Raw genomic sequence first — 12,059 nt, 5'->3', positions numbered from 1 at the left:
ATCGCAACACCTAAGCCAAGAGGACTTGCCATGACCCTGACCCCGATCCTGACTGCATCCCCTGTTCTGCAAATCCATATCGCCTGCGCATTGGTCGCACTGGCTGTCGGGCCGTTCACGATGTTCACGCGAATGCCGCGCGGCTGGCACAGGGGACTTGGCTACGTTTGGGTGACGGGGATCGTCGGGCTGTCCGTTTCATCGTTCTGGATTCCCAGCTTTGGTCTGGCGGTGGTCGGCCACTTTGGTCCGCTGCACCTGTTGGCGGTCGCGGCTCTGCATGGTATGTGGTCTGCCATTCGGCATGTGCGGCGCGGAGACATCCGCGCGCACCGCCTGATCATGCGCAATGTCTGGTTCGGGACAATGGGGGCGGCGGGGCTGGCCAATTTCCTGCCGGGCCGCACGATGAACCATGTGGTGCTGAGCGGTGACGACCGCGCCGGATGGCTGGTGATCGGTCTGGGCATCGTGGCGCTGGTCTGGCTGTGGCGTCAGGTGCGCGGCGGCGTTTCGGTGACAACCTGACGATTTGGCCTTGATGGTGTGGGTCCGTTTGGCTAATCAGCGCCATGCCTAGACTTGCGGTCGTGGCGGAATTGGTAGACGCGCAGCGTTGAGGTCGCTGTTCTGTAACAAGAGTGGGGGTTCGAGTCCCCCCGACCGCACCAAGGCAAGTTTCAGGACATTTCACTCTATTTGCAAATTATATGGGCAATCTTGCCGTATTTCGCCCAATTTGCGGGTGAATCGCCCGTTTTCGCATGCTTCCAAAACGTTTCGGGGAATCGGCTTGCATAACGCAGGCGGCCTCGCTTTAGTCTGTGACCAACAGTGCGGGACAACCCGCCGGACGTGACAGGGAGATTGCCGTGGCCAACAACGCAGATGCGTTCGTGGAATTTGACCGCGTTCAGAAAAGCTATGACGGCGAACAGCTGGTCGTAAAGGATCTGAACCTTTCGATGCCGAAAGGCGAATTTCTGACCATGCTGGGGCCGTCGGGGTCGGGCAAGACCACCTGCCTGATGATGCTGGCCGGGTTCGAGACCGCAACCCACGGCGACATCCGCCTTGATGGCACGCCCATCAACAACATTCCGCCCCACAAGCGCGGGATCGGCATGGTGTTCCAGAACTACGCCCTGTTTCCGCACATGACGGTGGCCGAAAACCTCGCGTTTCCGTTGCAGGTCCGCAAGATGAACAAGTCCACGCAGGAAGAAAAAGTCATGCGTGCGCTGGGCATGGTGCAGATGCAGGACTTTGCGGGACGCCGCCCGTCGCAACTGTCGGGTGGCCAGCAGCAGCGGATCGCGCTGGCCCGCGCGCTGGTGTTCGAACCTGAACTGGTGCTGATGGACGAACCGCTGGGCGCGCTGGACAAGCAGCTGCGCGAGACACTGCAATTCGAGATCACGAATCTGGCCCACGAGCTGGGGATCACGGTGGTTTACGTGACACACGACCAGACCGAGGCACTGACCATGTCCGACCGTGTCGCTGTTTTCGAAAACGGTCGCATCCAGCAGCTGGCCCCACCGGACGAGCTGTATGAGGAACCGCAGAACAGTTTCGTCGCGCAGTTCATCGGCGAAAACAACACGCTCGAAGGTGTCGTGTCCGAAATCAAGGGTGACACTTGTGTCGTGAAGCTGGACAGCGGCGAGGTCATCGACGCGGTGCCCGTGAACGTCAATAAGGTGGGCGAACGGACCAAGGTTTCGATTCGCCCCGAACGTGTTGAGGTCGACACCGCCAAGCTGGGACCGGATGCGCATACGCTCAAGGCCGAGGTGCTGGAATTCGTCTATATGGGCGATATTTTCCGCACTCGCCTGCGCGTCGCCGGCACCGACAATTTCGTCATCAAGACACGCAATTCCCCGGATCAGACCAAGCTGACGCCGGGGACGACCATCAATATCGGCTGGCTGCCGCGCGACTGCCGCGCGCTGGACGCCTGATATCGAACAGGATGCTGCCGGGCCCGGCGGGTGCATCCATGAATAATGACCGGGTAACATAACGGGAGTTGAATATGACTTTGAAGACAAAACTTGGCGCGACCACCGCATTGGTTCTGGCAGGTACGACTGTCTTTTCCGCTGCAAACGCGCAAGAGATGGCAAACGACATGACGATCGTGTCCTGGGGCGGTGCCTACCAGAACAGCCAGCTGAAAGCCTATGTCGAACCCTACATCGCGGCGAACCCCGATGTGACGGTCGTCTGGGACGAATCCTCGGCCGAGGCGGTGGCCAAGCTGCGCGCCATGAACGAAGCCGGCAACATCACCTGGGATCTGGTCGATGTAGAAGCCGCTGACGGCATCCGCCTGTGCGACGAAGGCCTCGTAATGGAAATCGACGTCGAGGAAATGCTGGCCGAAGGTGACGACGGCACCAGCGCCGAGGACGATTTCGGTGACAGCCTCGTGTCCGACTGCTTTATCCCGCAGATCGTGTTCTCGACCACGGTCGGCTACCGCACGGACATGGTCGGTGACACGCCGCCCAGCGACATCTGCGCGATCTTTGACCTGGAAACCTATCCCGGCATGCGTTCGCTGAACCGTCGCCCGCTGGCAAACATGGAATGGGCGCTGCTGTGTGACGGCGTCGCCAAGGACGACATCTATGACGTTCTGGCCACCGATGAAGGTCAGGCGCAGGCATTCGCCAAGCTGGACACCATCAAGGAGAACGTCGTCTGGTGGACCGCCGGTGCCGACACGCCGCAGCTGCTGGCCGATGGCGAAGTCGTCATGGGTTCGACCTACAACGGTCGTCTGTTCAGCGCCATCGCAGAGCAGGATCAGCCGATCGGCATGCTGTGGGACGCACAGATGCTGGACTATGACGGCTGGGTGATCCCCGATGGTCTGTCCGAAGAGCGTCTGGCACGCGTCATGGACTTTGTCCGTTTCGCGACCGACACGCAGCGTCTGGCCGATCAGGCTGCCTACATCAGCTATGGCCCCGCACGTGCATCCTCTGCACCGCTGGTCGGTGACCACGCAGAGCTGGGTATTCCCATGGCAGAGCACATGCCGACCGATCCGGCCAACGCGACCAACGTGTTCGTCACGCAGTATGCATTCTGGTCCGACTACCGCGATGACCTGGATGCGAAATTCCAGGCCTGGCTGGCCCAGTAAACCATCACGTCGCGCCCCGGATACGTCCGGGGCGACACATGATCCGTGGCGGCCCGCATGTACCGGGCCGCCACACCCCCAAATCTGCGAGGAAGACAGACATGCCCAAAGGTTACATCATCGGTCATATCAAGGTGACGGACCCCGAAGGCTATCCTGAATATGTCCAGCGCGACACGCCGATCCTGCAAGCGCATGGCGCGCGGTTCATCGTGCGCGGCGGCCAGTCCGAAACGCCCGAGGGTGTGGACATGGGACGGCATGTCGTCATCGAATTCGACAGCTATGAGGCCGCCAAGGCCGCTTATCATGACCCAGATTACCAAGAGGTCGCAGACATCCGGCGCCGCTGCGCCGAGAGCACGATCATCCTGGTGGAAGGCACCTGAACATGAGCAACGCCACAACAGGACCTTACAATCTGACAGGCGTCACCCCGGATACCGGGCTGAAGGTCGGGCAATCCGATGAATCCGGCCCGGTTCTTGCCGCTGACGGTACATCGCTGAAATCATCGCTGAATCGCGCCCTGCGCAAGCAAAAGATGCGGGCGCTGCTGCTGATCGCGCCGCTTTTGTTCTTTATCCTGGTCACATTCATTTACCCGATCGGCGAAATGTTGTTCCGGTCGGTCGAAAACCAGATTGTCGGCGAAACGCTGCCGCGCACGGTCGTGGAACTGGCCGATTGGGATGCTGATGTGACCGATGTTCCGGATGCGCCGGTGTTTTCCGCGCTGACCAAGGACCTGATGGTCGCGGTCGAGGAAAAGAACCACACCCGGCTGGGATCGCGTCTGAACTATGAACTGTCGGGCGTTTCGTCGCTGTTTCGCAAATCCGGCCGTGGCGTCGATGATTTCGGAGAGGTCTACACCGATCAGTTCGTCGCACTGGACCCCGCATGGGAGGACCCCGCGACATTCATCGCCATCTTCGCCGGTGAACGCTGGCTGACGGCGAATGCCGCCTATGACGGCGAGGGGCCGCGCCCGACATTCAGGCTCGCACCCGGCGTAGAGGATGTCCTGCCCGAAACCGCCCGCATGTACGCAGACTTTGCCCGCGTCGTGCAGGTCGAGGACGACGACAATCCGGCAGAAGAAGATCCCTGGAACGCGGTTTACCTCGCACTTTACGAAGATCTGTCGGCAGGTGCCGTGATCCCTGCGGATTTTCCGCAGGCCGCACTGCTGACGCAGGCGCAGGACGCCGTCGCCACCTTTGACACCGAGGATCTGCGCGCGCAGTTCGTCGAGATCGATGAAGACTGGGCCGACCGCGAGGTTTGGCGGATCATTCAGGGCTATTCCGCACCCTATACGGCCGGGTATTTCCTGAACGCCGTGGACCTGCAACAGACACCCGACGGCGTCGCCTGGCGTCCCGAGAACCAGCAAATCTACATCACGCTGTTCATCCGCACGATGATCATGTCCACGGCGATCACGCTGGCCTGCATCCTGCTGGGCTATCCTGTCGCATGGCTCATGGCGAACCTGCCCGCACGGCAGGCGAACCTGCTGATGATCCTGGTGCTGCTGCCGTTCTGGACGTCGCTTCTGGTGCGCACATCCGCTTGGAAGGTCATGCTGCAACGCGAGGGTGTCATCAACGACCTGCTGGTCTGGATCGGCATCGTCGCCGATGACAACCGGCTGGCGCTGATCAACAATGCAACGGGCACGATCATCGCGATGACGCATATCCTGCTGCCGTTCATGATCCTGCCGCTGTATTCCGTGATGAAAACCATCCCTGTCAGCTATACCCGCGCGGCCAAATCGCTGGGTGCCACCAACTGGACCGCGTTCTGGCGCGTCTATTTCCCGCAAAGCGTGCCCGGCATCGGGGCGGGGTCGATCCTCGTGTTCATCCTCGCCATCGGTTACTACATCACGCCGGAAATCGTGGGCGGGACCAAGGGTGTCTTTATCTCGAACCGGATCGCCTATCACATCTCCAGCTCTTTGAACTGGGGTCTGGCGGCGGCGCTGGGGGCCATCCTTCTGGTGATCGTTCTGGCGCTGTACTGGGCCTATGACCGGATCGTGGGCATCGACAACGTGAAACTGGGGGGCTGATCATGGCTGCTGCATTCAATCCGACCGCAGGCAAACCACTGCGTCCCTTTCTGACATTTGCCTTGCCGCTGCTGCTGGCCTTTGGTGCGATCCTGGGTTTCATCGGTGGGCAGGCGGCAGGTCTGGGGCCTGCTGCCGGCACGCTGGTCGGGATGGTCGTGGCGGCCGTGCTGGCGTTCGTGCTGCCGCGCTATCTGCCACAACAGACGGGCCGCTGGACGGCCACGGGGATCTGCGGTGTGCTGGGACTGCTGGCGGGGGGGCTGGCCGGTTTCATCGGCGGCGTGATTCTGGGCGCGCTGCTGGGCTGGGCTGTCTATTGGCTGACCACGGGAAACTACCGCCGTGGCGTGCCGGTTTACGCAACCTCTGGCCAGACGCTGTGGCACAATGCGTTCAAGTTCATCTGCGGCACCATCTTCTTTTTCCTGATCGCACCGATCGTCACGGTGATCCCGTTGTCGTTCAACGCCGAGAACTTCTTTACCTTCACGCCGGGCATGTTGGCGCTGGACCCCGAGGCCTATAGCCTGCGCCATTACCGCGACTTCTTCACCAATGATGCATGGCTTCAGCCGCTGAAGAACTCGTTGATCATCGCGCCGCTGGCGACCATCATTTCGGTGACGCTGGGCACGCTTGCCGCGATCGGTCTGTCGCAGTCCCATGTGCCCGCGCGGCGTGCGATCATGGCGATCCTGATTTCGCCGATGATCGTGCCGTTGATCATCTCGGCCACGGGCATGTTCTTTTTCTACAGCCAGATGGGCCTGTGGATGGAGGAATATCTGGGCCTGTCCAAGGATCTGACTGGCTATATCAAGGTGGTTCTGGCCCATGCGGCACTGGGCATTCCCTTTGTCATCATCACGGTGACGGCCACGCTGGTGGGATTTGACCAATCGCTGACACGGGCCGCGGCCAACATGGGTGCGGGACCTGCCAAGACGTTCTTCAAGATCCAGATGCCGCTGATTCTGCCCGGCGTGATCTCAGGCGGCCTGTTCGCCTTTATCACGTCGTTCGACGAGGTGGTCGTCGTGCTGTTCGTGGGCGCTGCTGCGCAAAAGACGCTGCCGTGGCAGATGTTCACCGGTCTGCGCGAGCAGATCTCGCCGACGATCCTCGCGGTGGCCACGGTGCTGGTCTGCGTGTCCATCTGTCTTTTGACGGTGGTGGAACTCTTGCGCCGCCGGTCGGAACGCCTGCGGGGCATGTCACCGGGCTGATCCCCCGTATTTTCGCGAAAATACGGCCTCCCGTTGCTGACGGGGGGCCTATTTTTCGCGAAAAATTGGGTCAGGGCAGAATGTAAAGCCAGCCCCAGATGGTCAGGACGCTGCCGACCGTTGCAATCAGCACCGAGGATGCGACAACCCGCCGTGCCCGGCCATACATGTTGGCAAAGACATAGGCATTCACGCCCGGGGCCATGGCTGCGGTCAGGATTGCGGATCTAAAATCGGCGATATCGAGGCCCGTCGCGCGTCCCATGGTCCAGACGAACAGGGGATGCAGACCAAGACTGATGGCGCAGACGAACAGGATCGCGCGCATGTCGCCTTCTGGGCGGTAACGGTAGAGCACACCGCCCAGACCGAACAGGGCCGCCGGCAGGGCCGCCCGCACCATCAGGTCAATGGCATCCGTCACCGTGACCGGCAGCGCCACACCCGACAGGTTCACGGCCAGCCCCAGCACGATCCCGATGATCAGGCTGTTGTGGAACATGGCGTTCAGCACCTTCCACGGAAGCTGCCTGCGCGCGCCACCCTGGTTGCGCACGATTTCCATGGCCGTGATCCCCAAAAAATAGCCAAAGGGGGCGTGCATCGCGATGATCGCGAAATTTCCCGCAAGGGCGTCCGTGCCGTAGGCGCGTTCGGTGATGGGAATGCCCAACAGCAATGTGTTGGAGAACAATGCGCAAAACCCGATGGCAATTGCGTCTTCCCAGTCGCGTTTGAACAGGTAGCGCCCTCCCAGCGTGCCGCAGAGGAAACAGGCCAATGCGCCGGTGTAGAAACTGCCCAGCAGGGCCAGGCTGAAATTCTGGCTCAGGTCCAGATCGGACATCGCCTTGAACAACAGGCAGGGCAGGGCAAAGGTCTGGGTAAAGCGCATCAGCCCGTCCACGCTTGCGTCGCTGAACAGGCCGCGCCAGACGGCGACATAGCCGAAACCGATGACCAGAAAGACGGGGAGGATGACCTCTATCAGCGCTGACATGGGTGAGGTCCCTCTGGTGTGAACGGCGGACGCCTGCGGCGGGCGAGTATTTTTGGCAAGATGATACTAGGGCCGGACGATATGCAGGCCGTCGTGGGCCGGGATGATGTTGTCGGGCAGTTCGTCCTGCAAGGTGGCGTAATCGAGGTCCACATGCATGTTGGTGAGGATCGCCTGCTGCGGTTTTGCCCGCGCAATCCAGTCGCATGTCCGTGCGAGGTGGCTGTGACTGGGGTGAGGCGTGCGGCGCAAGGCATCCACGATCCAGGTGTGCAACCCGTGGAGGGTCGGCCAGACGGTCTCGGGAATGCCCGACACATCGGGCAGGTAGGCGACATCCATGATCCTGAATCCCAGGGCCGGAATATTGCCGTGTTCCACCGTGAAGGGGGTCAGGATGATCTTGCCGCCCGCGCCATCCACATGCACATCGCCGCGGATATGGCGCAGATCGAGGATGGGTGGATAGCTCGACCCCGGTGGTGTCTCGAAGGCATAGCCAAAGCGTTCGGTCAGCGCTTGCGCCGTGGGACCATCGGCCCAGACATCCAGCCGCTTGCGGGTGTTGAACACGATCATGCGCAGATCGTCGATACCGTGGACATGATCCGCGTGAGGATGGGTGTAGACGACTGCGTCGAGATGGCCGATGCCTGCGTCCAGCAGCTGTTCGCGCATGTCCGGCGTCGTGTCGATCAGCACGCTGGTAGTGCCGTCCGGCCCGTCGCGCTGCACCAGCAGCGAACAGCGCCTGCGGCGGTTTCTGGGGTTGGTCGGATCGCAGTCGCCCCAGATGCCGCCCAGGCGTGGCACGCCACCGGATGACCCGCAGCCCAGAATGGTGAAACGCAGGGTCATGCGGCCTTCCAGAACAGGCGGTCGAAATTGGCGGTGGTCCGGGCTGCGAATTCCGCAGGTGTCAGGCCGAACACCTCGGCGCCGACGCGTGCGGTATGGGCGGTATAGGCGGGCTCGTTCGTCTTGCCGCGGTGTGGTGGCGGAGCGAGGTAGGGGCTGTCGGTTTCCACCAGGATCCTGTCCAGCGGTGCATCGGCAAAGATGGCACGCAGGTCGCGGGATTTGGGGAAGGCCGCGATGCCGGACATCGACAGGTAGAAACCGAGGGCCAGCGCCGCCTCGGCCAGAGCGCGCGAGGATGAAAAGCAATGCATGACGCAGGTAAATGCACCTGCGGCGTGTTCTTCGGTCAGGATGCGCGCCATGTCGTCGTCGGCGTCGCGGGCGTGGATGATGAGCGGTAGCCGGGTCTGGCGTGCAGCCTCGATATGCAGGCGCAGTGACTGTTGCTGCACGGCTTTGCTGTCGGCGGTGTAGTGATAATCCAGACCGGTTTCACCGATGCCGACGAATTTGGGATGCCGGGCGAGCGCCACGAGATCGTCGACCGTTGCCATGGGTTGATCCGCCACACTCATCGGGTGGGTGCCGGCGGCCCAATAGACGGAGGTATGTTGATCCGCGATGGCGGCGACACGGGGCGCATTTGCCAGTTTCGTGCAGATGGTGACCATGCGCATGACACCTGCGTCCAACGCACGCTGGATGACATCGGCGCGGCTGTCGTCGAAATCGGGAAAATCCAGATGGCAGTGACTGTCGACGAGATGGGACATGGTGGGGGCCTTTTAGGGGCTGGCGTCGGCCTGGGCCACACGCTCTATGCTGAAGATCATATCCAGCACCAGCGCGGCAGGGTCAAGGTTCACCGCCCGTCCGTGGCGCGCGCGGGCGCCTGCGGTCTGCGTCAGATCCGCCCAGGCGCGGGCCGCGCGGTCATGCGGGCTGATCCGTGTCAGCAGGCGGGCCTCGCCGGGGGCGCCCTGGGTGCGCGGCTCGCCCGCGATTCCTGCGTGGGCCGCGCGTGACAGCAGCAGGTCGAGCAGGTCCAGCATCAGGGCAAAGCGGTTCGCATTCTGCTTGCCTGCGCAGCTTTCGGCCAGTTTCAGCGCCGCGGTGCGGTCGATCTGGGGCAGCCCGTCCAGCAGCTGGACCAGTTGGGCATAAAGTGCCAGTCCGTCCTGGGTCAGCAGGCGGACCGCGTCGCCGGCAGACCCGCCAGAGAGCGCCTGCAGGGCCTGGGATTGATCGGCCAACAATCCGGCCTGGTCCAGGACAGCGGCAAGGTCATCCGCCCCAAGCGGTGCGCAGCGCAGCACCCGGCAGCGTGACCGGATCGTGGGCAGCAGGCGCGAGGGCTGATGCGCAATGAGAAGAAGCGTCGTGCGTGCGGGCGGTTCTTCCAGTTCCTTGAGGATGGCATTTGCGGCGGCGCGGTTCATTTCGTCGGCGGCGTCCACGATCACGACCCGGCGGCCGCCATCGGCGGATGACATCTGAAAAAAACCTTTCATGCCGCGGATGGTATCGACGGTGATATCGGCCTTGAGGGTGCCTGTCTTGTCGTCGACGGGACGGCGCACGACAAAGAGGCGCGGATGCGCGCCGGCTGCGATCAGCCGCGCATCGGGGTGGTCCGGCGCGATCGCGAGCGAGGTGACGGGTGGCGGATCACCGAACAGACCTGCGTCCGGACTGGCGGGCTGGGCCAGCAGAAAGGTCGCGATTTTCCACGCCAGCGTCGCCTTGCCGACGCCCCGCGGGCCCGTGATCAGCCAGCCCGAATGCAGGCGTCCCGTGTTGTAGGCATCCAGAAAATCAGCGATTGCCGCGTCCTGTCCGAACAGGATGGGCGTATCACGCGGATGCGGCGCGCCTGCGATGCGGTCTGGTTCGGGCAGATCGGTCATAGGCGCGACGCGATATCGGCGGCCACGCTGTCGGGGTCGCGGTCGCCGTCGATCAAGACGCAGCGTTCGGGATGATCGCGGGCCAGATCGCGAAAGACCGACCGGACCTTTTGCTGCAACGGCAGGCCCATATCCTCGAACCGTTGTTCCGCACCTGCGCGGGCCAGACCACGGGCCAGTGCCTTGGCAGGGTCCATGTCGATGATGAATGTCAGATCGGGTTCGAGCCCGATCATCAGCGCATGCAGCTGGTCGACCGTGCCGCGCAGGTTACCGCGCGTGGCCCCCTGATAGGCGCGGGTACTGTCGGCGAACCGGTCGCAGATCACCGTATGTCCTGCGGCCAATGCCGGGTGGATCGTCTTTTCCAGGTGATCCCGCCGGGCGGCGTTGAACAGCAGCAGTTCGGTCATGGCAGACCACCTGCCGGTGTCGCCAGTGAGAACAAGGGCGCGGATTTCCTCGGCACCCGGGCTGCCGCCCGGTTCGCGGGTCAACACCACCTGTTCACCACGCGCCCGCAGATGGTCTGCAAGGCACCTGGCCTGAGTCGACTTGCCCGACCCGTCGATCCCTTCAAAGGTGATGAAACGACCGGGGTGCGGGTCGATTGAAGTCATGTCGCCTCTTCGGTGTCGGCGGGCGCGGCTGCGGGATTGGCGGTGCGGGATGTGACCTTGCCCAACAGCACCTGGGCTGCTGTGCGCATGCGCGGCATGAAACCGCCCCGCGCCACATCGGCATCGGCGACCAGCGGGACGCGGCGGTCTGGCAGGCCGTCAAATTCGATGACCAGCTCGCCCAGCGTCTGCCCGGCGGTGATCGGTGCCTGCACGGGGCCGTCGAACGACACGCTGGCGTTCAGCGTGTCGCCATTGGTCGTGGGCACCAGCATCTGCAGATCTTCGGCCACGGTCAGGCCAATCTGCTGCGTCTCGCCCATCCAGACATCGGCTGTCGCGATCCGCACGCCAGAGGCCGCGACCTCGCGTTGTGCGAACTGGCGAAAAGCCCAGTTCACGATTTTTTCGGATTCCTCGGCACGTTCCTGTGGGGTGTCCATGCCGGACAGCACAAAAATGATCCGCCGTCCGTCCTGTTTGGCGGACCCCACCAGACCGTAACCCGCCTCGGATGTGTGACCCGTTTTCAGACCATCGGCACCGATCCCCAGCCCCAGGATCGGATTGCGGTTGCGGCTGTTGGATGGCACGCGCCCGTCGAACAGGAATTCCTGTTCGGCAAAGATCGGATAGAACGTCGGAAAATCGACAATCAGACGCTCTGCCAGAATGCCCAGATCGCGCATCGACATGCGGTGACTGGGATCGGGCCAGCCACTGGAATTGGCAAAGGTTGAATTGTTCATGCCCATTTCGCGCGCGCGTGCCGTCATCATCCGGGCAAATCCGGTCTCGGTGCCATCGGGGGACAGTGCCTCGGCCAGCACGGTGCTTGCGTCGTTGCCGGACAGCACGATGACGCCGCGCAACAGATCCTCGACCGTGACACGATCGGTCGTATCAAGGAACATGGACGACCCGCCATAGCTGGCCGCATGGGCGGACACGGGCAGTTCTTCGTCAATGCGCAACCGACCGTCCGCCACCGCCTCGAATGCCATGTAGATCGTCATCAGTTTCGACATCGACGCAGGCGGCAGCGGCGCATCCGCATTTTTCTCAAGCAGCACGGTCCCGGTGGTCATGTCCATCACAAACCCCGAACCCGCGCTTGTCTCGAACTGCTGTGCCATGGCAGTGCTGCCCAGCAGCGTAAGTGCGAGGGCTGCGGTACGCAGGGCTTGGGTCATGATGAA

12 protein-coding genes and 1 tRNA gene are annotated in these 12,059 nt (G+C 62.4%); 7 read left to right on the top strand and 6 right to left on the bottom strand.

The annotated features are described in order from the left end of the window. The first annotated feature begins 30 nt into the window (after positions 1–30). From AN189_RS08530 to AN189_RS08500, 7 genes are all read left to right on the top strand, one after another. Positions 31–528, top strand: a complete 498-nt coding sequence (locus tag AN189_RS08530; RefSeq protein WP_056033990.1) for a DUF2306 domain-containing protein — start codon at positions 31–33, stop codon at positions 526–528. 56 nt (positions 529–584) lie between these two features. Continuing rightward, a tRNA-Leu gene (locus AN189_RS08525) sits at positions 585–671 on the top strand. A gap of 201 nt (positions 672–872) precedes the next feature. After that, a complete protein-coding gene (locus tag AN189_RS08520; RefSeq protein WP_172794885.1) occupies positions 873–1,967 on the top strand; it encodes an ABC transporter ATP-binding protein in 1,095 nt (364 codons plus the stop codon). Between the two features lie 74 nt (positions 1,968–2,041). Next, positions 2,042–3,160 carry an extracellular solute-binding protein gene (locus AN189_RS08515; protein ID WP_056033987.1) on the top strand — a complete coding sequence of 373 codons (1,119 nt, stop codon included), beginning with the start codon at positions 2,042–2,044 and terminating at the stop codon, positions 3,158–3,160. 101 nt (positions 3,161–3,261) lie between these two features. Continuing rightward, positions 3,262–3,549: a DUF1330 domain-containing protein gene (locus AN189_RS08510; protein ID WP_056033984.1), complete on the top strand. Its 288-nt coding sequence runs from the start codon at positions 3,262–3,264 to the stop codon at positions 3,547–3,549. A gap of 2 nt (positions 3,550–3,551) precedes the next feature. Further along, entirely contained in the window at positions 3,552–5,243 is a 1,692-nt protein-coding gene (locus AN189_RS08505; RefSeq protein WP_083484321.1) for an ABC transporter permease, read from the top strand. A 2-nt stretch (positions 5,244–5,245) separates the two neighbouring features. Further along, positions 5,246–6,472, top strand: coding sequence for an ABC transporter permease (locus AN189_RS08500; RefSeq protein WP_056033982.1), 1,227 nt, complete (start codon positions 5,246–5,248; stop codon positions 6,470–6,472). A gap of 70 nt (positions 6,473–6,542) precedes the next feature. On the opposite strand, the gene AN189_RS08495 is transcribed toward AN189_RS08500, so the two are convergent. From AN189_RS08495 to AN189_RS08470, 6 genes are all read right to left on the bottom strand, one after another. Continuing rightward, the gene (locus tag AN189_RS08495) at positions 6,543–7,472 is read right to left on the bottom strand and encodes an AEC family transporter (RefSeq protein ID WP_056033979.1); all 930 of its coding nucleotides are present in this window, start codon (positions 7,470–7,472) and stop codon (positions 6,543–6,545) included. Between the two features lie 66 nt (positions 7,473–7,538). Further along, positions 7,539–8,330: an MBL fold metallo-hydrolase gene (locus AN189_RS08490; protein WP_056033976.1), complete on the bottom strand. Its 792-nt coding sequence runs from the start codon at positions 8,328–8,330 to the stop codon at positions 7,539–7,541. Further along, positions 8,327–9,106 (bottom strand): TatD family hydrolase, encoded by a 780-nt coding sequence (locus AN189_RS08485; protein ID WP_056033972.1) that lies wholly within the window; start codon positions 9,104–9,106, stop codon positions 8,327–8,329. The genes AN189_RS08490 and AN189_RS08485 overlap by 4 nt, the downstream gene beginning before the upstream one ends. Positions 9,107–9,118: 12 nt before the next feature. Next, on the bottom strand, positions 9,119–10,240 hold the full coding sequence (locus AN189_RS08480) for a DNA polymerase III subunit delta' (protein WP_056033969.1): 1,122 nt from the start codon (positions 10,238–10,240) through the stop codon (positions 9,119–9,121). Beyond that, positions 10,237–10,860, bottom strand: a complete 624-nt coding sequence (tmk, locus tag AN189_RS08475; protein WP_056033967.1) for a dTMP kinase — start codon at positions 10,858–10,860, stop codon at positions 10,237–10,239. Before tmk ends, AN189_RS08480 begins: the two co-directional genes overlap by 4 nt. Beyond that, a complete protein-coding gene (locus AN189_RS08470; RefSeq protein ID WP_056033964.1) occupies positions 10,857–12,053 on the bottom strand; it encodes a D-alanyl-D-alanine carboxypeptidase family protein in 1,197 nt (398 codons plus the stop codon). Before AN189_RS08470 ends, tmk begins: the two co-directional genes overlap by 4 nt. Positions 12,054–12,059 lie beyond the last annotated feature (6 nt).

The organism is Loktanella sp. 3ANDIMAR09 (genome assembly GCF_001420005.1).
Classification (GTDB): Bacteria; Pseudomonadota; Alphaproteobacteria; order Rhodobacterales; family Rhodobacteraceae; genus Loktanella.
The sequence above is the reverse complement of the archived record's forward strand: the minus strand, read 5'-3'. Positions and strand labels throughout refer to the sequence as shown.

Bases quoted from the DNA above. Each gene is read 5' to 3' on its own strand.
- AN189_RS08480 (WP_056033969.1), bottom strand. From the start codon at position 10,240: ATGACCGATCTGCCCGAACCAGACCGCATCGCAGGCGCGCCGCATCCG.
- AN189_RS08500 (WP_056033982.1), top strand. From the start codon at position 5,246: ATGGCTGCTGCATTCAATCCGACCGCAGGCAAACCACTGCGTCCCTTT.
- AN189_RS08495 (WP_056033979.1), bottom strand. From the start codon at position 7,472: ATGTCAGCGCTGATAGAGGTCATCCTCCCCGTCTTTCTGGTCATCGGT.
- AN189_RS08505 (WP_083484321.1), top strand. From the start codon at position 3,552: ATGAGCAACGCCACAACAGGACCTTACAATCTGACAGGCGTCACCCCG.
- AN189_RS08515 (WP_056033987.1), top strand. From the start codon at position 2,042: ATGACTTTGAAGACAAAACTTGGCGCGACCACCGCATTGGTTCTGGCA.
- AN189_RS08485 (WP_056033972.1), bottom strand. From the start codon at position 9,106: ATGTCCCATCTCGTCGACAGTCACTGCCATCTGGATTTTCCCGATTTC.
- tmk (WP_056033967.1), bottom strand. From the start codon at position 10,860: ATGACTTCAATCGACCCGCACCCCGGTCGTTTCATCACCTTTGAAGGG.
- AN189_RS08510 (WP_056033984.1), top strand. From the start codon at position 3,262: ATGCCCAAAGGTTACATCATCGGTCATATCAAGGTGACGGACCCCGAA.
- AN189_RS08490 (WP_056033976.1), bottom strand. From the start codon at position 8,330: ATGACCCTGCGTTTCACCATTCTGGGCTGCGGGTCATCCGGTGGCGTG.
- AN189_RS08470 (WP_056033964.1), bottom strand. From the start codon at position 12,053: ATGACCCAAGCCCTGCGTACCGCAGCCCTCGCACTTACGCTGCTGGGC.
- AN189_RS08530 (WP_056033990.1), top strand. From the start codon at position 31: ATGACCCTGACCCCGATCCTGACTGCATCCCCTGTTCTGCAAATCCAT.